The sequence below is a fragment of the Listeria farberi genome (assembly GCF_014229245.1).
Taxonomy (GTDB): domain Bacteria; phylum Bacillota; class Bacilli; order Lactobacillales; family Listeriaceae; genus Listeria; species Listeria farberi.
Map to the genome: position 1 here is coordinate 12,492 of NZ_JAARZJ010000011.1, position 20,070 is coordinate 32,561.

Consider the following 20,070-nt stretch of genomic DNA (forward strand, 5'->3'; position numbering starts at 1 on the left):
TCCGTTTTTTAAGCTTCCCATTCTGCTTCGTCAATTTCATCATCGTAGCTAGAGCCAGCCATTTCCTCACCAGCACTCGATTTACGTAAAGCGACTGACATACCTGCAACGATTAAAGTTCCAACTGCAATTGCTAAAATATAAACTGGCCAATTTTCAACTGTAAACCAGCCATAAAAACCACTAATTGGAGCTTGGTTAATTGCGCCAAGACCTACAGCTAGCGCGCCGCCGACAGCAGAACCAAGCACTGTAGCCGGAATAACTTTCAGTGGAGATTCTACCGCAAAAGGAATTGCCCCTTCACTAATCCCAACAAGCCCCATGATAAGCGAGGATTTTCCTGCTTCACGCATTTCTGCATTATATTTGCGTTTTGCGATTAACGTAGCTAAACCAAGTCCAAGTGGTGGAATAATGATTGCTACTTGTGCTGCTGTATTTGGTGCATAAATTCCACTTGTTAAAAGAGCCATTGCCGTTGTTACAGCCGCTTTGTTTACAGGTCCGCCTAAGTCAAAACCAACCATCGCGCCGATAATAGCCGCCATCATAATTTGGTTTGATCCAGACATACCATTCAGCCAATTTTCAAGCGCTGTATTTAGATCTGCAAAAGGAATACCAACCACATAATTAATAATAAGAACGGTGATAAGTGTGCCAAAAACTGGTACTAAAAATACTGGTACAATCGAAGCCGCTGCTTTTGGTAATTTCACATATTTTTTAATTAAAAGACACGTGTAACCAGCGATTAAACCAGCTGCAAGTGCCCCAAGGAAACCAGCGCCAATATCACGTGCCAGTAAACCACCAACAAGACCAGGTGCTAGTGCTAATTTGTCCGCAATCGAATACCCGATAAATGCGGCAATAACTGGGAACATCATTCCTAGCGCCAAGCCACCAAAACCATCTAAACTGTGTAGTAACGAAATTAAACTATTCGCACTGTCTGCGTATTTCGCGTCCCAAATATCTGTAATCCCGAAAAACGAACCACCAACCCGCGCAATTGCCATAATTACGGCGCCTGCGATAACGAGCGGAATCATATATGAAATACCTGTTAAAACGTGTTTTTTCAGTTCACTCCCAATTTTTCTGAACATGGTAGATCCTCCTTATTTTTCGTCAATTAACGCAAGAGCTGCGTTGATTACTTTTTCCGCATCTTTGATTGGTGCGCTTACTGGAACTTCCAGCACGACTTTACCGTCAAAACGTTCTTTGTTACGGACTTTTGTATCTACTGCGAAAATAACTACTTCGCCAATATTTACGTCTTTTTCCGTTAGTTCATTTTCAATTCCTGTTGCGCCTTGTGTTTCTACTTTAATAAGGTTGCCCATTTTTTTCGCGCCTTTTTTAAGTGCTTGCGCTGCCATATATGTGTGCGCCACTCCTGTCGCACATGCGGTTACTGCAATAATTTTACGTTTCATATCTCTACTACGCCTCCATTTAAAATTCGAATAACTTCTTCTTTATCTCGTGTATTTTTTAAACTTTCGACAATATCATCGTCCATTAGTTTCGTCGCGATTTCAGCAAGGATTTTCAAATGTCCGTCTGTTTTGTCGGAATCAGTAATCGCTAGTAAGAAAATCATGTTTACCGGTTCGTCATCCAGTGATTCCCACTCAATCATTTCTTTCGTTCTTGCAAAAACAATGGCCGATTTTGTGACACTTTCACTTTTTCCGTGTGGGATAGCAATGTTATTACCTATTCCAGTTGTTGAATGTGCTTCACGATCCAAAACTGCTCCGACGTAAGTTGCTTTATCCGCTAAAATATCACGTTCATCTAGCATTTCTGCCATTTCTTCAATTGCTGCTTCTTTCGTCGTTGCCTCTAAATCAAAGATGACTAATTCTTTTGTTAAAATATCTTTTACTTCCATTACATCCCATCCTTTAACAAATGCCCATAAATTTCTGCGGCACTTTTTAGTTGTGTCAGCTTCTCAAGCCATTTTTTATTATCAATATATTTATAAAACTGTTCATACATCGCATCTAAATTAATACCATTTTGTTCAGTCAGAGCGATAAAAAAGATTTTATCAACCTCGACTAAGCCCCATTTCACTGGGTTTTTAAGAGTGGCAATAGCGATGTGCGATTCATTAATAAGGGCAGGATCTGCGTGCGGTGTCGCCATTTCTTCAAAAGAAGTGAACGATAACGCTTCTCTTTTTAGCGCACTTTCAACAATTCCTGATTTAGCAATACCAAGATCCACAAGCTTATCACCAATTTGCGTAATTGCGTCTTCCATTGTTGCAACATCTAGCTTTGCAAAAATAGTTTTCGGTTCAATCAAGTCAATAAATGGTTGGCTGCGTTTCTTTTTCTTGCGTCTCGTTCGTTCGATTTGGCTTTCAACTTGTTGTAAATCGGCTTTACTCATCATTGGGCTTACGACAATACTCGGAACGTCTTCTAGTTCGAGATAAATTGTACTTATGACTAAATCCACGTCGACTTCTGTTTCCATTAACGCCTGAACGGACAGTATTTTTTCAATCGTAATCATCGGAAAATATTTCTTAATTCTCGCCGCAAGTAATCTGGATGAACCTAGCCCGGTACTGCATACAAGTACAACTCGAATTTGGTCGGGGAAAGAACGACTTCTTTCTTTGTATGCCTCAAAATGTAGCGTGATATACGCCGTTTCATCTTCGTTCACTTGCACATCGTACTTTTGCTCAAATTTCGCTTTAAAGTATAGTGCTTCTTCAAATGCTTGGGGAAAGTTTTGCTTAATTTTGCTAAGGTACGGATTTTTAAAATGCATGCCAAGTTTTAAGCGGTTAATGGCTGATTTCATATGTGTCGTCAGGTCATCAAGTAAGCTTTTATCGTAATTTCTTTCTGCTAAACACGTGCTGACAAATTCTGCCACATCGTCTTCTTTCGGTCGAACGCTTACAAGTAACTCATCATGCTGTTGGTTATATGCTGCTGTTAAATGCAACTGAATATAGCCAACTTCAAATGCTGGAATTTTAATATCCAAACGGTCTTCTAACATACTAACGAGGATTTCCGTATTGTTTCGCTGCGAGTCAAATACATCTTTCATTGGGTCGCTCTCAACATTTTCGATATACTCTCCTGCTCGAATACGCTCTACCGCAATCGCAAGGTGAATGACAATCGATTGAAACGCATAATCAGTAAAAGCAAAATCATGTCGCTCACTAAATTCTTGAACGATCGCAATAATTTCTTTCAAGCCCTCTTCTGGAAAAATTCCGGTGACATCGGCTTTAATCGTGTCAAAAGCTTGGAGGACCTTTTCGCCTTCTTGCTTTAAATACCAATTATTGCCCCAAAAATTAGTAATAAATTTCGATGTTAAGGCGCGCTTTTCTCGTTCACTAATAAGGAGTTTCATGCCCTTACTAGGTTTCTTATACAAAGTAATACCTTCTTTTTCCAGCATTTTCTTGACTTCCATCATATTTTTCTCAATCGTGCTCCGGCTTATATAAAGTTCGTCGGCCAGTTGATGAATCGTGATATAGTCGTCTGCTTTAAGCAATTTACTGAAAATGTAGATAACCCGCTCTTCTTTCGTTGATGGGATTTGGCTGACTTGGTTATCTAGGAATCGGCTAACTTCGGCAAAAGCCTTGTTATCGCCTTCAATATACACACCGATTTTTGGTTTACGGACCACTGTCATATCAAAATCCTTTAGAAAAACATCGATTTCCTTCAGTGAATTTGAAACAGTTTTTTCTGAAAGTCCGAGATGATTCGCGATAGTTCCAACACGTGTTTGACCTGTCTTCATTAGAAACTGAATGATATTTTTTTCGCGATTTGCAATCATTTTCGTTACCGCTTTCATTTTTAATTTTCCTTTCCCTACGCTTATTCTATTACAAAGACTAATCCCCAGAAAACTACGAAAATTACCGCATTGAATACCGTAATTTTGGGATATTGCTGTTCATTTTGGAGAATGGTAGATTTAAATAGCACCACTAACCTAGAAAGGAAGCTTATTTTATGTCTATTTATCTTATTGCGTTACTCCCTGTTCTTGGGTGGGGATTTATGCCGATAATTGCGAACTTACGAAAAAGCACCCCCGAGGAACAACTACTGGGGACTTCGATTAGCGCGCTATTATTTGCTTTCATTTTGTTCTGGATTTTATCACCAGAAATAACGGTTCTTTCTTTTATTGTGAGTTTTGTTTCGGGTATTTTTTGGAGTTTTGGGCAATTACTGCAGTTTAAAGGGATTGCGGCTTCTAGTGTCGCGAAGGCAATGCCGATTTCAAACGGTACACAACTCGTTGGCGCAACGCTTTTTGCTGTTCTTGTTTTTCAGGAATGGCAAACGGTTACGGCTGTTATCATCGGAGTTGTTGCAGTAATTTTAATCTTGATTGGGGTGGTAATGACCGGGTTTCAAAAACGCGGGAATCATATCACGGAGTCGGTTTCATTTCATGTCTACGGTATCGTTATTCTATCTTCGTTCTTTTTAACGCTTTACGTAGTGACAAACCAGCTTTTTGATGTCACTGGCTTTTCTATCATTTTACCACAAGCAATCGGTATGCTGACATGCGCCATTGGTATTAACTTAGCGAAAAAGACTGCTATTTCCCGGAAAAATGTTACATTTAACTTAATGACCGGATTATCGTGGTCAATCGCCAATCTAGGCATGTTCTTAGCGACCGCTGTACTTGGTGTCGCAACGAGCTTCTCGATTTCACAAGCTTGCGTTATCGTCGCAACAATCGGCGGTATCCTCATTTTCAAACAGAAAAAAAGCCCGCTAGAATGGACTTTTATCCTTTCTGGCATACTGTTAATAATGGTGGGCGTCGTATTCCTTAGTTTATTGAAATAGAAAAAGACTGTAGACAAAGTGAGCAATCATTTTGTTTACAGTCTTTTTTTTATTGCGTATTTTTAACAGATAGTTAATACTTTATTAGATGACTATCGCTATTTTAGGGATATAAAAAAATTTTCCAAACCAAAATGATACTTGCTTCGTCTAATATTGCAGAAGAAGGTGAAACTTAAATGACTGAACTTGAAGAAATAGGAATTCATATTAATAGCATCGAAAATACCGAACAAATTATCAGCCAATTAATGGATAACTACAGCGATGATGTACTGCACTTAGTTTTTTCTTATGTAAAAAATCGCACGACAGCGGAGGATTTAACGCAAGAGATATTTATTAAATGCTATGAAAAACTAAGTCAGTTTAATAATAAGTCATCAATAAAAACGTGGCTATATCGAATTGCTATTAATCACTGCAAAGATTACTTGGGCAGTTGGCATTATCGCAAACTAAATTTCAGCGATAAAATTTGGGACTATCTCCCGTCCAAGTCAAAACACGTTGAAGAAGAAATCATCTCAAAAGACGTAGCAAACAGTCTAATGAGCGCTGTTATGGATTTACCAGTAAAGTACAGAGAAGTTGTTTTCTTACATTACTACGAAGAACTTTCCTTAGCAAATATCAGCAAGATTACTGGTGTAAATAGCAATACATTAAAAACCAGGTTAAAACACGCCAGAGAATTATTAAAGAACAAGATGAGAAAGGAGGTTTAATCATGGACGATCCATTCTATAACTTAAAGGATTCTATAAAAAAAGATTTTGAGGGATTTTCTTTTTCCGAGGAGCGAAAAAATGCAGTAAAAGAAACAATCCGGAAGAAGCAATCACACTTAGAACTTCATTCTTGGAAAATAGAAACACTTCAAAACATATTAGATTCACTGCAAGATGAAGCAAAGCATGGGTACGAAATTTCCACCCAACTATTTCAAAAAAATGAACTTAGCTTTAAAAACAATGAAGGTCAGCTTTATATCCTGTTACATCTACTTGAAAACAAGAAAATCCTCTCATCAAAATGGATAGAAGATAAGAAATATTATTCCCTAACTGCGAAAGGGAAAAAATTTGTAGCAACTTTTGAACGAAGAGGCTCTAAGCAACATGGCTCACTGAAAAATTTAATAGAGGAGGCTTCTTTATGAGTTCTGCTATATTTGAGGAGTATTTAGGTAAAGTAATAGCTAAAGTGAAATCCAAGCAAGCACACAGCATGATAAAAAAAGAGCTTAGTAATCACTTAGAAGAGCTAAGTCACTCCTTTCAAAAGAGAGGATTATCCTTAGAAGATGCGGATAAAAAGGCGATGCAAGAAATGGGAGATCCCTCGACTGTTGGCAGAAACATGAATCAGCTTCATAAACCAAGAATGGACTGGCTCCTTATTGCGTTATTTGTCCTACTTGCCGGTATTGGTTTTCTTCCACTGATGAGTGATGTAGTAACATCTAATTCTTCGTTTATGAAAAAACAAATCGTCTGGCTTGCCCTTTCCATTCTTGCTCTGATAGGATTTCTTTTCTTTGATTATAGGAAACTGAAAAATTTGTGGATGTATTTTTACGCGGCTGCCTTAATCCTATTTTTTACACCTTTTTTAGTTGGCATTTCGCTTACTGGAGGAGGAAGATGGGTTTTTCTCTGGGGTATTATGATTGATAGTCCAGCTATATCCTTATATTTGTTCTTCATCGCATGGGCTGGAATTTTTACCAAAGTTAATGCATTTAAAGGATGGAAAAAACAAGTAGTGTTATTAATCCTATTTTGGGCACCAGTTATTTCTTACACTATGATCAATCGACTTGTATTTAGTATTATATACTTTTTGTTTGTATTAGTGATGTACATTTTTTATTATCGTCGTAACCAATTTGCCATTAAAGTAGCACTGGGTAATTTGCTTATAGGTATTATTTTCATTAGTACGATGATTCTTAAATCCTCTAGTAGCTATCTCTCTGATACAATCATACCTTTGAAAGATATTCTTTCAAAAGCTGGTTGGTTCGGCAACGGACTTCACAACAACCTAACTATCCCTGAAGCACATACAGATTTTGTCTTCCCATTTCTTGTCTACTCTTTTGGCTGGGCATTCGGAATTTTCCTTTGCCTACTACTACTTGTATTTATATTGCGGATTTCATTAAATGCTTTTAAAACAAGGGATTTATTCGGCAGATTATTAATAATCGGAGGGGCTGTATTATTTACCGTTCCAGCTTGTTGGAACATTCTTATGGGGCTTGGAATAGTCCCAATCATGGTAGTACCCCTTCCGTTTATCAGTTATGGGGGAAGCATGTTGCTAGTTTACGCTTCACTACTCGGTCTTATTCTAAATGTTTACCGACGAAAGGATATTGTAGAACCCACAATAAAAAATTAGTTTAGTGTAAAACCGACATGTTTACCACTTTCGAAAAAGCCAAAGACCACCTCAAGATCTTTGGCTTTTTTTCATATAATCTTCTATAACTTGTAACACGCCCGCCTCCTTATTAGAAGGGGCAACACGTTTCGCAGCAGTAAGAACTTCCGGACTACTTTCTTGCATCGCGTAACTATGCGTCGTTAATTGCAACATTTCAATATCATTATTCGCATCGCCAAAAGCGAGTAAATCATCTGGCGCCACTTGCCATTCATTCAATAGTTGCTGGATCGCGCTCCCTTTCGTCACACCCGGAATAATAATATCAATACTCCCATGCCCGCTCGACACAGCGCGAATTTCACCGGCAAACGTTTGATTTAAATCTTCCACAATTTGCCCAGTTTTAGCCACTTCCACATCAAGCGCGAATTTAATAAACGTATCATCCGGAAGCACATCGAACGAATCCACCTCTTGCAACTCAAAATAATACTTTTTCGCGAATGCTTTAAAATTCGGATCAGCTGCTTTTAATAGATACGCACTTTTCACCCCACAAAGAATCACTTGCAAATCCTGATATTCTTGAATCAAGGTCCGTAAAATCTTTTGAACTAATCTTTTATCAAAACGATTCACACTAAGTAAGTCCCCTTGATGAAAAATGACCGCGCCATTTTCAGCCACATAAAAAAGTTCCTCGTCCTTTCCAGGAAAAAATGATTTAAGCTGATAATATTGATTACCGCTCGCAACAATAAATTTAATCCCACGCTTCGCTAACTCTGCATAAATCCTCTCAAACCTAGCAGGGTCATATTCACCATTTCCATCTAAAAAAGTTCCGTCCATATCTACAGAAATCGCTCTAATCATCCGTTTAAACTCCTTTTTAAAATTGATTTTATTCTATTATAACAGAATAAATTGCTCCTGCTTTTTTTGCTTATAAAATATGCTATACTAAACTAACCCATAGCATAAAAAAACAAGACATAAAAGGAGGGCCAAACTTTGTCAAAAGGAAGACTAGAAGCATTTAGTGATGGCGTATTTGCAATTATAATAACAATTATTGTTTTAGGAATGACTTTACCTGATGTCTTTACCGCAGCAAGTACACAAGCTTTCTTATGGGAAATTTTTATATTTATAGAAGGCGGGTTAATTATCGGACAATTTTGGTATTCACATAGCAAGCTGTTTGATCAAGTCACGTCCATTTCCACATCTGCTGTCTTTTTCAATATTTTATTTTTACTAGTTTTGTCACTTGTTCCACTATTTACAAAAGCAATTATGCAGCATTCAGACATGACCGCACCAATTATCGGGTTTGTTATTACTATTTTAATTACTTCCGTGATTTTCCAATTATTGCATCACGCGGTAAACGGAAAAAGTTCTGGTATTGATAACTGGAAATTTCGAATCGCTAGTTTTATATTTGTTATCGTACTTGGTATTATAAGCTTTTTCACTCCACAAATAGCAACAGTTTTATTTATTATGTTCCCGGTAGCTGGTTGGATTATTCAACTCACCAACCACCATCAGATAAAAATATAAAAAAGTCAGCGGAAAATTTCGTTGACTTTGTTTTATTATTTTGTTATTCTAGCACTAACAACAAGAAAGGAGCATAATTATGAGAAGCCTGGATGCAGTAGAAATACTCAGACGTGGCGAAACCATTGAGCGTTATAAAGAAGGCGGAAATTCGATGTTACCCTTGATTAGGTCGATGCAACCTGTTCGTTTAGAACCGATTGGCACGAGGGAATTTAAAGTGAACGATATCGTATTTTGCAAGGTTCGCGGTAGTTTTTTTACACATAAAATCAGTAAAATCCGCGGTAAGCAATATCAAATTTCTAATAATCACAAACACGTGAATGGTTGGATTACACGTAATAGTATTTATGGCATTGTCACCAAAATTTGGTAAATGCTAGGTAACATGCAACGAAAAAGTTGGATGTTTTTTATTTTGCTTAAAATCATACTTTTTTCCGAATAATTTCCAGTGCAATCATATATGCAAAGCAGAAGATAAGAAAAATGATTGTCAAACTCGAAATGGAGATTTGTTCAATCCCATATAAATTAAGCACAATCAACACAATTGGTATCGTCAAAGCTAAAACAATAAGCAAATAATGGGAAAATGTTTTGCGATTATTGATATATCTTTCATCTTTTTCCATTTTTTCTTTCTCATATTCTCGCTTCGTTTTTTCTTCAGATAAAAATACAGAACTCAGTATACCAATTAAAGTTGCAATAACCATAATAATTGGTGTACCGATATCTCCAATTATTTTTTCCCCTTTAATAATTCCTAATAGTGGATACAAATATACAATAACTACTGTTACCAGAATACTTCGATTAATGATGTATTGTTTCATACTAATTCTCCTCCAGTTGAAAAATCTCCTCTATTGTTAATCGAAAATAGTGTGCTATCTTTAAACTCAGCTCCAAACTAGGATTATATTTACCAGTTTCAATAGCATGGATGGTTTGTCTTGAAACTTCTAGCTTGTGAGCTAATTCAGTTTGAGCGATACCTCTTTCTTCTCGTAAATCTTTCACTTTATTTATAACCTTCATTCAAATACCACCTAGTAAAGATAACTTTACGTTTAGTATAAATGATATTGTTAAAAACGTAAAGCTATCTTGACACTTTAAATAAAAAAAGTAGTGAAAATGATTGCTCACCTTCACTACTTTTTCTTACTTCACCATTCTCGACTCACTTTTATCGAAATATTGCTTCCCAATCTGCAATTTCTCTCCAAATAGTTCGTCAATAGTTACAAATTCGTATCCTTGTTTTTTTAATGCTTTAATAGTTTTATCTAAGCTTGCTGCTGTTGTTGGATGAATATCATGCATTAGCACAATTCCACCATTAGATGCACCAGATAAGACTCTTGAGGTTACTACTTTCGGATTTTTATTTTTCCAATCTTCCGTATCAACTGACCATTGTATTATCGGTAGGCCAATCTCTTCGGCAACTTTTTTATTTACCGCACCATATGGAGGCCGCATAGTTGTTGGAAAATATCCAGTTTGGTCATATACTGCTTTTTGCGTTTGCAAAATTTGATTATATACCTCTTTTTCAGAAAGCTTAGTTAATTGCGGATGATCCCAAGAATGACTACCAACTTGGTGCCCTTCTTCAAGTTCACGTTTAACTAACCCTGGATTATTAATGACGCTTGACCCAAGTACAAAAAATGTCGCTTTTACATTATTACGTTTCAATGTTTCTAGTACTTTTGGTGTTACTGAAGCACTTGGACCATCGTCAAAAGTAAGCGCAATGACTTTGTTTGTTTTTGCTTTTGGTATTTCTGGTGCTTTTACGCTACTCGGTAAGTATCGTTTATTTACAGAATCAGCAATATCAGCAAGCTTTACATTTATTTTTTTGGGTCCAGAAATCCCTGGTATTTCCACTGGTAAAATTAGTTCAGAGTTAGTAAGTTCAAAATTAGTTTGATTCCATTTCACTAAACTCTTAATTCCTCCAAGTTTCCCAACTTCTTTTAAAGGAATATCCCCTGTTCTAATGAGTTCTTGTTCAACTACAGTTTTTAAATTTAATTTTGTTTCGTCATTCTTTATTAACACATCCCCAAGTGTTAACAACGCGCCTGTTTTGGCGTCAGTGACAATGTTTTTGCAAATATCTTTTTTGTCCTTAAGAGTATATTTAGTTTTACCTTTTTTTATATACTCGGATTGGACAGCTTTGTAAGATACTACTTGCTCGGCCATTTTCTGCTTTTGATAAGTATAAAAAATAATCCCTTGCTTATCTTTGCTTAGTTTTTTTATTTCTGCAGATTTAGCCTTTTCCATCTCTTGCTGGATAATTTTGTTGTCTTTTTTCGTGGAAGTTTTAGGAATATACGAAATAATTTCTACTCCATCCTCTTTCTTATCCAATCGGCGAAAGTTACCTTCGTCTTGGTCTTTCATTAGTCTGTCCATCTGCATTATCACTTTGTTGCGCGACTTCGAAAGTTGGTATTTTTGGAATCCTACGACACCAACAAAAACCACGACAATAATGAGAATCGTAACTAGTGAAAATCTAAACCATCTTATTTTCACATTATGCACCTCACCTTTAGAAAAACCTTCCCCAGTTTTTCTTATAAAACAATTATACATGAAAAAAAACAAGTTTCTAGTTTTTGTACTAAAATAGGAAAATGGAACTAACAGAACCGTAACATTTGTTACAAAAAAGACACGGATAAAGTGGGAGCTTTTTTCCGTGTCTAGTTTATAGTTACAGGATTACCCCTGAAAACTAGCATATTGTGAAATATTTCACTATTAATTTTACCGCAAAAAAACGTATTCCGCAAATATTAGATTACGTTTTTTGAAGATATTTTTAACCTAATGCTACATCCAAAACCATCATTACAGCAAAGCCAACCATAGTTGCCACTGTTGCTAAGTCAGCTGAACCCTCAACTTGTGATTCTGGAATTAATTCTTCTACAATAACAAAGATCATCGCTCCGGCTGCAAAAGCTAACGCAAAAGGCAAAATCGGTGTAACAAAAACTACTAGAACCGCACCAATTACAGCAAAAATCGGCTCTACAACAGCTGATAACTGTCCATACCAAAAACTTTTACCTCTGGATAGGCCTTCACCGCGTAATGGAATTGACACGGCTGCTCCTTCTGGAAAATTTTGAATACCAATACCAAGCGCTAAGACAATCGCCGTAATAAGTGTCTCTGTATCCCCAGTTATAACAGCCCCAAAAGCAACACCAACCGCTGCTCCTTCTGGAATATTATGAATCGTAATCGAAAGCACTAATAAAATACTTTTTCGAAGTGATGTTTTAGGACCTTCTTTTGCTTGTTCTGGAAATCCAAAATGCAAGTGAGGGATAATACGATCAATTACACGCAAAAATATACCTCCGAGTAAAAAACCAACTAAAGCAGGCACAAACGAAAACTTCCCTAAGTCCTTACTCATATCTATAGCGGGTGCAAGAAGTGACCAAAAGCTTGCAGCAAGCATAACTCCTGCAGCAAACCCTAACATTACATTGCCCCATTTTTTATTTAAATTTTTAAAGAAAAATACTAGTGATGCTCCGGCTGCTGTACAAGCCCATGTAAAAATCCCAGCAAGTAATGCTAGCAAAACCGGATTTAGTGACGATAAGTAGTTTAGCAATTCACTTTCTCCCTTTTCCTATTTCTTTATTTAGCAGACCATCCTTTTTTGAAACCTTGGACAAATGCTTGAGATTTATTAATACCTGTTTTCACAGCCCAAATAGAACTATAAATAGAGATTTTAGCAGCAGTTCCAGCAACTTCTCCAGTTTTATGTGCAATTTTTTCTACCTTAGTACCGATTTCTCCACTAAGTTCTTCAAGTGATTTTGTCATAACGTGCACCTCCCACCCTTTCTCCTCTTTCATGATAAAGCAATCACCTAGAATATTCAAGAGGGTTCAACTATACTACTTTTTGTAGTATACTCCTGTTGAAAGTCCCTACAGAGAGGAAGATTACTATCGAAAAAAGTTTGAAAGAATTTGCTAAATTAGCTTTTTATTTGATTCCTATCAGCTTTTTATTAGTTTTTATTGGGCCTGTTTTAAGTTATTTTAATATAAATATCCTATTTTTTTCAAATATCGTTTGGCTGCAATCTGTAACCATTTTCATGATTTTAATGCTCTTTTGTGGTATTATCCTTAGCTGTCTTGCAGAACGGATAAAAAAGTAGTTTTTGGCTTTATTATATCTATTTATTTAAGTGAAATTTGATTTTGGTGTATATTTTAAAAAAAAGTTTTGAAATGGCCTACACTCTGTGGTATAATTTTCTTGCATTTAGAATGATTCTAAACTGTTATTCAAATGCACAAAATACATCTAGGAGGGAACAAAATGTCACCACAGATATTAACATATGTCATTTTAGTAGCAGCGACACTTTATTTAGTGTCATCAATTTACCCTATTATCAAAGCTAAAAAAAATAATTATACTGTTGTTGTTAGGCCTTTACGCATCATTGCAGCTGTAATAGTTATTCTATTAGCAATTTTTGCGATTGTTACTGGTAATACTTACGATAGCATTATTGATTCTATTAACACGAAGTATCGTAATTAAATGGAAAAATGGCGGAAAATATTAACCCAAGTAACTTCTAGTCTTGGCGTCGTTTATTTGCTTATAATGTTTGGTTTTTATAAGAAAACTCTTTCGGATAAAACTCTCCCAGATAGTTTCCAAACAGTTTTCTTAATAGGAACTTTTGTATTTATCGTATTGTTATTCGTTATACAATTGCATAAAAAAACAATTTTTCTTTGGATTTTAACCGTTTTTTGTTTTTTTATTTTATTACTTGTTTTACTTGCTACTTTTCAAAACGTTTGGCTACTTCCGTTTTTTAACGTTTGTTTTGATTGGATAAAAGCTAATTCTGTAATAGCAATATATGGAGCTATTTTTTTAAGTGGCGGAAGCCTTTATATTTTAGGAAAAGCAAATGCACATTATAAAATTTTTACAAAAAAATAAAACTTTACCCAATCATATCAAGACATATATTATTAAAACAATCGGTTAAAAAGTAATTATTAAACGTGTGTAATTAAAGTAAAAAAAAAGCAAAATTTCTTGTTGTAAGAAATTTTGCTTTTTTTGTTCATTTTAATTGAAATAAAGCCAGATTTATGATAAATTTATATAGATATAATCACTAAATATTTTTATTTAAAGCAATCCCTACTTTAATTATACAGTATCCAGCACATTACAGTCAAGCATTATTTTAACAAAAAATTGGAGGGCGCCAAATGAAGCCATATGTATTGAAATTCCATGAAATCAATGAATCGAACGAAGCTATTGTGGGTGGCAAAGGAATGAATTTAGGAAAGTGTGCCAAAATAGAAGGAGTACTTGTTCCCCCGGGTTTTTGTGTGACAACGGAAGCTTACCGAGAAACCTTAACTGCAAACCATGAATTTCAGCATCTACTTGACAAATTATCATTACAAAAGTCTAGTGATAGCAACACTATTCGTGAAATCAGCTTGGCAATCCAGGAACTAATTGAAAACATCACGCTTTCAAAAAGTTTAACATCCACAATTAATCAAGCAATTTTAGATTTAGGTGCTAACAGACCTTTTGCAATTCGTTCTAGCGCAACAGCTGAAGACATGCCACACGCATCTTTTGCCGGTCAACATGACACATACTTAAATATTATCGGTAAAGATGAAATTTTACGGCACATCACTAAATGTTGGGCTTCTTTATTTACTGAACGTGCTATCATATACCGTATTCAAAACAATTTTGAACATAACAAAGTAGATCTTGCCGTTGTAATTGAACAAATGGTTTTTCCTGAGGCATCCGGGATTTTATTTACAGCAGATCCAATATCCTCTAATCGCAAAACTCTATCTATTGATGCTAGTTTCGGCTTAGGTGAAGCACTCGTTTCAGGTTTAGTTTCTGCCGATTCGTATACAGTACAAGAAAATAATATTACGCATAAAATGGTTGCTACTAAAAAATTAGCCATTTATGGATTAAAATCTGGTGGGACTGAAACTCGTGCTTTAGAAAAATCCAAACAAACCGCACAAACCCTTACAGATCAACAAATTTTGCAATTAGCTCGCCTCGGAAGAAAAATAGAAGCTCATTTCGGTCACCCGCAAGATATTGAATGGTGCTTAGTTAATAATGTTTTTTATATTGTACAAAGTCGACCCATTACAACTTTATATCCTATCCCTGAAGTGAACGAACCAGGAAATCGTGTTTATATCTCTGTTGCTCACCAACAAATGATGACAGATGCGATGAAACCACTTGGACTCTCATTCTATTTAATGACTACCCCAGCTTCCATGTATCCAGCTGGCGGGAGATTGTTTGTAGATATTACGGAAAGCTTATCTTCTCCTGCTTCCAGAGACATGATGGTTAACACTCTTGGCCAATCGGACCCCCTTATTAAAGACGCACTATTAACAGTTATTAATAAAAAAGGCTTCTTACAACCTATACCAGCTGCCCCTCCTACTACAAAAACTAGCCAGCAAATGAAGCCAGCAGCACGAAATATCCCTGAGCCAGAAATTGTTTTTGAACTGATGGAAAATAGCAAGACCTCTATTAGAAAACTTCAACAAGCTATCCAAACAAAAGCAGGTTCTGCTTTACTTGACTTTATTACAGAAGATGTGCAAGAACTGAAAAACATTCTATTTAACTCAACTAGTATCGATGCCATTATGGCCGGAATGGATGCCTCAGCTTGGTTAAATGAGAATATTGATAACTGGCTTGGTGAAAAAAACGTAGCTGACACGCTGTCCGAATCTGCACCAAACAATATCACTTCACAGATGGGACTCGCCCTACTAGATGTAGCAGATGTTGTTCGACCTTATCCTGCAGTTATAGCATACTTAGAACAAACTAAAAACCCTTCTTTTTTAGATGAAATAGACACTTTAGAAGGTGGTAAAGAAGTAAAAAAAGCATTAGAAAACTATTTGCAAAAATATGGTATGCGTTGCGCCGGAGAAATCGATTTGACTAAAACACGTTGGATTGAAAACCCGTTAACTCTTGTTCCACTTATTTTAAGTAATATTAAAAACTTCGGACCTAATGCAAGTAAACAAAAATTTGAGCAAGGGGAAATGGAAGCACGCAGTAAAGAGCGTGAAATTTTACAACGCTTAGAACAACTTCCAGAAGGAAAACAAAAAGCCGCTGAAACAAAAGCAAAAATTGATATTTTACGTAACTTTATCGGTTACCGGGAATATCCAAAATATGGTATGATTAATCGTTATTTTATATATAAACTTGCTTTATTACGAGCTAGTGAACAACTTGTGCAAAATGGCGTTCTTCATGAGAAGGAAGACATCTATTACCTTTATTTCGATGAACTACAACATGTCATGCGCACAAATAAAGTTGATTATCAACTCATTGATACCCGAAAAAATGATTTTATTGCATACGAAAAGTTAACACCGCCACGGATTCTTACTTCTGACGGGGAAATGATTAGCGGAAAATATAAGCGTGAAAACCTCCCTGAAGATGCAATTCTAGGGCTTCCCGTTTCATCTGGTACTATTGAAGGTCGGGCACGCGTTATTTTAAATATGGAAGAAGCTGATTTGGAAGACGGAGACATTTTAATTACCGCCTATACAGATCCTAGCTGGACACCAGCATTTGTCTCGATTAAAGGACTCGTTACCGAGGTTGGTGGGCTGATGACACATGGTGCGGTAATTGCTCGGGAATATGGTCTACCTGCTGTAGTTGGTGTTGAAAATGCCACTAAAATTATTAAAGATGGCGCACGTATCCGAATAAATGGAACTGAAGGATATATTGAACTCCTAGATTAAATAAAAAACAGCAAGCCCATTATTTGGCGCTTGCTGTTTTTCTAATTTGGCACAATTAAATCAGTATCAGGATCTTTACTATCTTTCTGCGTTGATTTTATTTCCACGAATACTTTATGAGGTAAACAAACAATAGTGTCACCAGCTTTAGATTTCCAGCCCATTTTTACGCCAACTTGGTCGGGGCTGTTGTCTTCTTTGATGCGAATTCGCTCGCCGTCTACTTCCATCAAATTATATTGTGAACCTTTTCCTTTAATCGTAAATTGTTCATTTCCCTTATGCCCTGTTAGCGGAATTTCCCGAATCACTTTGCCATTTTGCGAAATGATTGCTACGACTTCATCGCCGGTATTTTTAGCCTCAGCAATCGAAAAAAATAATAGTGGTAAAAACGAACCCAAAATAAGTGTAAAGATAATTACAAAGTCAAATGGGCGTACCATTTTCATATGAGAGCGCATTTCTTCTCCTATCTAACCGTTGTGATTGGCGTTAAAATCTAAACTAACTCCTGGCTCATCGAATGCAATCTCTGTCACATCATAAGTTATGCGTTTAATGTAATCAATTAATGGATTTGACAAAGCTTCTACATCTGCTGCTTCTAAATCAGAAAATTGACCAAAAAAGTCTTTCAACTGAATAATACGGCTAATTCGACCGTCAATTCGAAAGTTTTCAAGTGCTAGTAAAAAAGGAATCGTAATTTTAAAAATTTTTCCTTTGGCCATTAATTCTACGTTTCCGTCAACGGGTTCTACTTCGTGGACTTCTAGTTCAATTTTGTTTTCAAACGGTTGATTTTCTTCCATCGTTGTTTCAAAGTTGTATTTTTCTACAACTATTTTATTAGTTACAATATCCATAAACCCACCTCATCAATAATATGTATAACTGTATACTACATGATAAATAAGTTAGTGACAAATAGGTACTAACAAGTGATTTCTATTCGATTACCTTCTGGATCAAGGACGACACTTTCATAGTAGCCATCTCCAGTAGTTCTTGCCTCGCCCGCAACACTAAAACCTGCTTGTCTTATTTTTTCTGTTAATTCGTCCACAGCCTCTTTTGATTCAGTCGCGATTGCAATATGCGCCCAGCCTAAACTTTCGCTAGAGTTTTTCCCAGCAACATCTATGCGGCTCATAATCTCTAACCTTGCCCCACCTTTAAAAGAGAGAAAATAGGATTTGAAGCCTTTTGTTTTATTTTCGTACAATTCATTTGCTCTTGCACCAAAATAAGTCACATAAAATTGTTTCATTTTTTCTAAATCTTTTGTCCATAAAGCCACATGTTCTATTTTCATTTGAATTCCTCCTAATTATAAGAAAATGGCTGCTAATATCCAGTATACCACTGCCGCTAACAGCCCGGCTAATGGTAATGTGATGAACCAAGTGACAACCATATTTTTACCTGTGCGCCAGTTTACTTCTTTTTTATGATTAGCAGTCCCAACGCCCATAATGGAGCTATCAATCACTTGCGTTGTACTCACTGGTAAATGGATTAATGTAGCTGACATAATTACCGAAAGTGAACTTAAATCCGAAGCCACTCCTGTTACTGGCGTGATTTTCATAATTTTTGTTCCCACTGTTTTGATTATCCGGTAACCACCGACGGACGAACCAATCGCCATAGAAGCCGCACAACTTACTTGAACCCAAAACGGGATTCCAGCTGACTCTTTTAAAAGTCCGCTTGCAACTAAAGCGAGTGTGATAATCCCCATAGTTTTTTGAGCATCATTTGTACCATGCGAATATGCTTGAACAGCAGCAGTTCCAATTTGAATAAAACGAAAACGCCGATTCATTTTACCAAGTTTTTTATCATGAAAAAGGGATTTAAACAGCGAATAAACTAAATAACCAACTGTAAAACCAATGATTGGTGAAATAATTAACGCAATAATAATTATTGTAAATCCAGACCAGTTAAGTACACTAAAACTGCTAGCTGACGCAATAGAAGCACCCGCTATCGCACCAATAAGAGCGTGCGAGGAACTACTAGGCATTCCCACAAGCCAAGTCATCAAATTCCAAATTACTGCTGCGATTAAACCACATAAAACCACAAATTCTCCGTTATTTAATGAAAAAGGATCCACTATACTTTTTGTAAGCGACTCAGCTACTCCTGTAAAAGAAATCGCTCCTAAAAAGTTCATCACAGCAGCAATCCCAATTGCCACACGTGGTTTTAATGCTCTAGTGGAAATGCTCGTAGCAACGGCATTTGCAATGTCGTGAAACCCATTTATAAAATCAAACGCTAACCCCATTATAACGATAATAACCGTTATTACAATAACCGTATCCATTTAGCAGTTCCCCTTGTTTAGATTCACTTTTTTATAGTCTATACCCTTTTTATGTAAATATAAAAAGAATCTACTCCGTATTTGGCAGCAGATTCTTTCAGATGTTATTAAAATTCTTCCCAGTTATCCATATCATATTGATATTCATTGTCATAATTATAATCGTCCATCATATTGTGCATTCCGCCATCGTTTGCTACGAAAAACAGCAAGAAAATGAAAGTAATAATGACGATAAAGGTATTCACTACAGCTATTCCAATTCCACTAATGAGGAGCCCTAAGTTTTTTCTCATTACCTCACCTTTTGTACGAACGATAAGATAAATAGCTAGAATAATAATTACATTGATGAAAATCATTAATAGGCACCACAGAACCGCATTCATACCACGTTGTTCCGCATCTTTATAAATCCAAACTGCCAAAAGCGCTTTTGCTGCAAGTCCTAAAAACATAGCAAAAATCAAAAATATTGGAAAGAAGACTGCTATTCCCATTTTATCCCCTCATTTTCTCTAAAATTTGTTTTGTATTCTTTTTTGGTAAGAGTTAAAATTCCTGCAATTAAAAATAAAATACCTTGTATTGAAAAAACTTGCAATCCTCCTAAAACAATAAAACAAACAGCAATTGTTTTTACTTTAGAGCTGTTATTTTTAATTTTAAAAGCTCCAATAAATCCAAAAACAGCTGATGCTACAGTAAAAATCACGGCAATAATAGAAAAGAAAGTAAATATCCAAGACATTATCATTTCTTCAGAACCACCATAAGTCATTGTTGAACCCGATAAAACAATTGCACTAAATCCAAAAACTACTGCATATAATGCTGCTGCAAAAAAAGTAATGATACTAAAAGAAGCCCCTATTATGAGCAAAATAAATTCTGTTTGTCTATTCATTAAATCCTCCATATGTATAATTATTCTTCTTACTAGTGTACCATGAAATTCAC

General features: G+C 36.0%; 25 protein-coding genes. 9 read left to right on the top strand and 16 right to left on the bottom strand.

All coding sequences use genetic code 11. From position 1 onward, the window contains the following. Positions 1-8 precede the first annotated feature (8 nt). Genes HCB45_RS10595 through HCB45_RS10610 form a run of 4 tightly spaced genes read right to left on the bottom strand, consistent with a single transcriptional unit; the run spans position 9 to position 3,870 of the window. A complete protein-coding gene (locus tag HCB45_RS10595) occupies positions 9-1,115 on the bottom strand; it encodes a PTS fructose transporter subunit IIC (RefSeq protein ID WP_112120168.1) in 1,107 nt (368 codons plus the stop codon). 12 nt (positions 1,116-1,127) lie between these two features. After that, positions 1,128-1,448 (bottom strand): PTS fructose transporter subunit IIB, encoded by a 321-nt coding sequence (locus tag HCB45_RS10600; protein ID WP_003722977.1) that lies wholly within the window; start codon positions 1,446-1,448, stop codon positions 1,128-1,130. After that, complete coding sequence (locus HCB45_RS10605) at positions 1,445-1,909, bottom strand: PTS sugar transporter subunit IIA (protein WP_185619832.1); 465 nt, start codon at positions 1,907-1,909, stop codon at positions 1,445-1,447. Before HCB45_RS10605 ends, HCB45_RS10600 begins: the two co-directional genes overlap by 4 nt. Next, on the bottom strand, positions 1,909-3,870 hold the full coding sequence (locus HCB45_RS10610; protein WP_185619835.1) for a BglG family transcription antiterminator: 1,962 nt from the start codon (positions 3,868-3,870) through the stop codon (positions 1,909-1,911). The genes HCB45_RS10605 and HCB45_RS10610 overlap by 1 nt, the downstream gene beginning before the upstream one ends. A gap of 161 nt (positions 3,871-4,031) precedes the next feature. On the opposite strand from HCB45_RS10610, the gene HCB45_RS10615 reads away from it, so the two are divergent. From HCB45_RS10615 to HCB45_RS10630, 4 genes are all read left to right on the top strand, one after another. Beyond that, positions 4,032-4,889: a GRP family sugar transporter gene (locus tag HCB45_RS10615; protein WP_010990414.1), complete on the top strand. Its 858-nt coding sequence runs from the start codon at positions 4,032-4,034 to the stop codon at positions 4,887-4,889. Positions 4,890-5,068: 179 nt separating this feature from the next. Then, complete coding sequence (locus HCB45_RS10620) at positions 5,069-5,617, top strand: sigma-70 family RNA polymerase sigma factor (protein WP_185619837.1); 549 nt, start codon at positions 5,069-5,071, stop codon at positions 5,615-5,617. A 2-nt stretch (positions 5,618-5,619) separates the two neighbouring features. Further along, positions 5,620-6,051 (top strand): PadR family transcriptional regulator, encoded by a 432-nt coding sequence (locus tag HCB45_RS10625; RefSeq protein ID WP_185317952.1) that lies wholly within the window; start codon positions 5,620-5,622, stop codon positions 6,049-6,051. Beyond that, positions 6,048-7,298 (top strand): FtsW/RodA/SpoVE family cell cycle protein, encoded by a 1,251-nt coding sequence (locus tag HCB45_RS10630; protein ID WP_185317951.1) that lies wholly within the window; start codon positions 6,048-6,050, stop codon positions 7,296-7,298. The genes HCB45_RS10625 and HCB45_RS10630 overlap by 4 nt, the downstream gene beginning before the upstream one ends. Positions 7,299-7,349: 51 nt before the next feature. On the opposite strand, the gene HCB45_RS10635 is transcribed toward HCB45_RS10630, so the two are convergent. Beyond that, entirely contained in the window at positions 7,350-8,162 is an 813-nt protein-coding gene (locus tag HCB45_RS10635; protein ID WP_185619839.1) for a Cof-type HAD-IIB family hydrolase, read from the bottom strand. 138 nt (positions 8,163-8,300) lie between these two features. On the opposite strand from HCB45_RS10635, the gene HCB45_RS10640 reads away from it, so the two are divergent. Both HCB45_RS10640 and HCB45_RS10645 read left to right on the top strand, forming a co-directional pair. Next, the gene (locus HCB45_RS10640; protein WP_185619841.1) at positions 8,301-8,855 is read left to right on the top strand and encodes a TMEM175 family protein; all 555 of its coding nucleotides are present in this window, start codon (positions 8,301-8,303) and stop codon (positions 8,853-8,855) included. A gap of 79 nt (positions 8,856-8,934) precedes the next feature. Continuing rightward, a complete protein-coding gene (locus tag HCB45_RS10645) occupies positions 8,935-9,234 on the top strand; it encodes a phage repressor protein (protein ID WP_185619843.1) in 300 nt (99 codons plus the stop codon). A gap of 52 nt (positions 9,235-9,286) precedes the next feature. On the opposite strand, the gene HCB45_RS10650 is transcribed toward HCB45_RS10645, so the two are convergent. The 5 genes from HCB45_RS10650 to HCB45_RS10670 form a co-directional block, all read right to left on the bottom strand. Then, the gene (locus HCB45_RS10650; protein WP_185317948.1) at positions 9,287-9,697 is read right to left on the bottom strand and encodes a 2'-O-methyl transferase; all 411 of its coding nucleotides are present in this window, start codon (positions 9,695-9,697) and stop codon (positions 9,287-9,289) included. Between the two features lies 1 nt (position 9,698). Then, a complete protein-coding gene (locus tag HCB45_RS10655) occupies positions 9,699-9,902 on the bottom strand; it encodes a helix-turn-helix transcriptional regulator (protein WP_185317947.1) in 204 nt (67 codons plus the stop codon). A 126-nt stretch (positions 9,903-10,028) separates the two neighbouring features. Beyond that, positions 10,029-11,423 carry a polysaccharide deacetylase family protein gene (locus tag HCB45_RS10660; protein ID WP_185317946.1) on the bottom strand — a complete coding sequence of 465 codons (1,395 nt, stop codon included), beginning with the start codon at positions 11,421-11,423 and terminating at the stop codon, positions 10,029-10,031. A gap of 289 nt (positions 11,424-11,712) precedes the next feature. Continuing rightward, complete coding sequence (locus tag HCB45_RS10665; protein ID WP_185317945.1) at positions 11,713-12,522, bottom strand: ZIP family metal transporter; 810 nt, start codon at positions 12,520-12,522, stop codon at positions 11,713-11,715. Positions 12,523-12,548: 26 nt separating this feature from the next. Then, positions 12,549-12,740: a hypothetical protein gene (locus HCB45_RS10670; protein WP_185317944.1), complete on the bottom strand. Its 192-nt coding sequence runs from the start codon at positions 12,738-12,740 to the stop codon at positions 12,549-12,551. Between the two features lie 508 nt (positions 12,741-13,248). Here HCB45_RS10670 and HCB45_RS10675 point away from each other — a divergent pair. The 3 genes from HCB45_RS10675 (at position 13,249) to ppsA (ending at position 16,769) form a co-directional block, all read left to right on the top strand. Next, entirely contained in the window at positions 13,249-13,476 is a 228-nt protein-coding gene (locus HCB45_RS10675; protein WP_185317943.1) for a hypothetical protein, read from the top strand. Continuing rightward, entirely contained in the window at positions 13,477-13,890 is a 414-nt protein-coding gene (locus HCB45_RS10680; protein WP_185317942.1) for a hypothetical protein, read from the top strand. A gap of 278 nt (positions 13,891-14,168) precedes the next feature. Further along, a complete protein-coding gene (gene ppsA / locus HCB45_RS10685) occupies positions 14,169-16,769 on the top strand; it encodes a phosphoenolpyruvate synthase (protein WP_185619845.1) in 2,601 nt (866 codons plus the stop codon). A 41-nt stretch (positions 16,770-16,810) separates the two neighbouring features. Here ppsA and HCB45_RS10690 read toward each other — a convergent pair whose 3' ends face one another. The 6 genes from HCB45_RS10690 to HCB45_RS10715 all read right to left on the bottom strand — a co-directional run bounded on the left by HCB45_RS10690 (position 16,811) and on the right by HCB45_RS10715 (position 20,017). Then, positions 16,811-17,233, bottom strand: coding sequence for a NusG domain II-containing protein (locus HCB45_RS10690; RefSeq protein ID WP_185317940.1), 423 nt, complete (start codon positions 17,231-17,233; stop codon positions 16,811-16,813). A 12-nt stretch (positions 17,234-17,245) separates the two neighbouring features. After that, positions 17,246-17,638, bottom strand: coding sequence for a DUF1149 family protein (locus HCB45_RS10695; RefSeq protein WP_185619847.1), 393 nt, complete (start codon positions 17,636-17,638; stop codon positions 17,246-17,248). 68 nt (positions 17,639-17,706) lie between these two features. Beyond that, on the bottom strand, positions 17,707-18,087 hold the full coding sequence (locus tag HCB45_RS10700) for a VOC family protein (RefSeq protein WP_185317938.1): 381 nt from the start codon (positions 18,085-18,087) through the stop codon (positions 17,707-17,709). A gap of 15 nt (positions 18,088-18,102) precedes the next feature. Next, positions 18,103-19,110: an inorganic phosphate transporter gene (locus HCB45_RS10705; RefSeq protein ID WP_185619849.1), complete on the bottom strand. Its 1,008-nt coding sequence runs from the start codon at positions 19,108-19,110 to the stop codon at positions 18,103-18,105. Between the two features lie 107 nt (positions 19,111-19,217). Beyond that, positions 19,218-19,610, bottom strand: coding sequence for a hypothetical protein (locus HCB45_RS10710; RefSeq protein ID WP_185317936.1), 393 nt, complete (start codon positions 19,608-19,610; stop codon positions 19,218-19,220). Continuing rightward, complete coding sequence (locus tag HCB45_RS10715) at positions 19,601-20,017, bottom strand: DUF4064 domain-containing protein (protein ID WP_185317935.1); 417 nt, start codon at positions 20,015-20,017, stop codon at positions 19,601-19,603. The genes HCB45_RS10710 and HCB45_RS10715 overlap by 10 nt, the downstream gene beginning before the upstream one ends. Between the last annotated feature and the right edge of the window lie 53 nt (positions 20,018-20,070).

Bases quoted from the DNA above. Each gene is read 5' to 3' on its own strand.
- HCB45_RS10595 (WP_112120168.1), bottom strand. From the start codon at position 1,115: ATGTTCAGAAAAATTGGGAGTGAACTGAAAAAACACGTTTTAACAGGT.
- HCB45_RS10600 (WP_003722977.1), bottom strand. From the start codon at position 1,448: ATGAAACGTAAAATTATTGCAGTAACCGCATGTGCGACAGGAGTGGCG.
- HCB45_RS10605 (WP_185619832.1), bottom strand. From the start codon at position 1,909: ATGGAAGTAAAAGATATTTTAACAAAAGAATTAGTCATCTTTGATTTA.
- HCB45_RS10610 (WP_185619835.1), bottom strand. From the start codon at position 3,870: ATGAAAGCGGTAACGAAAATGATTGCAAATCGCGAAAAAAATATCATT.
- HCB45_RS10615 (WP_010990414.1), top strand. From the start codon at position 4,032: ATGTCTATTTATCTTATTGCGTTACTCCCTGTTCTTGGGTGGGGATTT.
- HCB45_RS10620 (WP_185619837.1), top strand. From the start codon at position 5,069: ATGACTGAACTTGAAGAAATAGGAATTCATATTAATAGCATCGAAAAT.
- HCB45_RS10625 (WP_185317952.1), top strand. From the start codon at position 5,620: ATGGACGATCCATTCTATAACTTAAAGGATTCTATAAAAAAAGATTTT.
- HCB45_RS10630 (WP_185317951.1), top strand. From the start codon at position 6,048: ATGAGTTCTGCTATATTTGAGGAGTATTTAGGTAAAGTAATAGCTAAA.
- HCB45_RS10635 (WP_185619839.1), bottom strand. From the start codon at position 8,162: ATGATTAGAGCGATTTCTGTAGATATGGACGGAACTTTTTTAGATGGA.
- HCB45_RS10645 (WP_185619843.1), top strand. From the start codon at position 8,935: ATGAGAAGCCTGGATGCAGTAGAAATACTCAGACGTGGCGAAACCATT.
- HCB45_RS10650 (WP_185317948.1), bottom strand. From the start codon at position 9,697: ATGAAACAATACATCATTAATCGAAGTATTCTGGTAACAGTAGTTATT.
- HCB45_RS10655 (WP_185317947.1), bottom strand. From the start codon at position 9,902: ATGAAGGTTATAAATAAAGTGAAAGATTTACGAGAAGAAAGAGGTATC.
- HCB45_RS10670 (WP_185317944.1), bottom strand. From the start codon at position 12,740: ATGACAAAATCACTTGAAGAACTTAGTGGAGAAATCGGTACTAAGGTA.
- HCB45_RS10675 (WP_185317943.1), top strand. From the start codon at position 13,249: ATGTCACCACAGATATTAACATATGTCATTTTAGTAGCAGCGACACTT.
- HCB45_RS10680 (WP_185317942.1), top strand. From the start codon at position 13,477: ATGGAAAAATGGCGGAAAATATTAACCCAAGTAACTTCTAGTCTTGGC.
- ppsA (WP_185619845.1), top strand. From the start codon at position 14,169: ATGAAGCCATATGTATTGAAATTCCATGAAATCAATGAATCGAACGAA.
- HCB45_RS10690 (WP_185317940.1), bottom strand. From the start codon at position 17,233: ATGCGCTCTCATATGAAAATGGTACGCCCATTTGACTTTGTAATTATC.
- HCB45_RS10695 (WP_185619847.1), bottom strand. From the start codon at position 17,638: ATGGATATTGTAACTAATAAAATAGTTGTAGAAAAATACAACTTTGAA.
- HCB45_RS10700 (WP_185317938.1), bottom strand. From the start codon at position 18,087: ATGAAAATAGAACATGTGGCTTTATGGACAAAAGATTTAGAAAAAATG.
- HCB45_RS10705 (WP_185619849.1), bottom strand. From the start codon at position 19,110: ATGGATACGGTTATTGTAATAACGGTTATTATCGTTATAATGGGGTTA.
- HCB45_RS10710 (WP_185317936.1), bottom strand. From the start codon at position 19,610: ATGGGAATAGCAGTCTTCTTTCCAATATTTTTGATTTTTGCTATGTTT.
- HCB45_RS10715 (WP_185317935.1), bottom strand. From the start codon at position 20,017: ATGAATAGACAAACAGAATTTATTTTGCTCATAATAGGGGCTTCTTTT.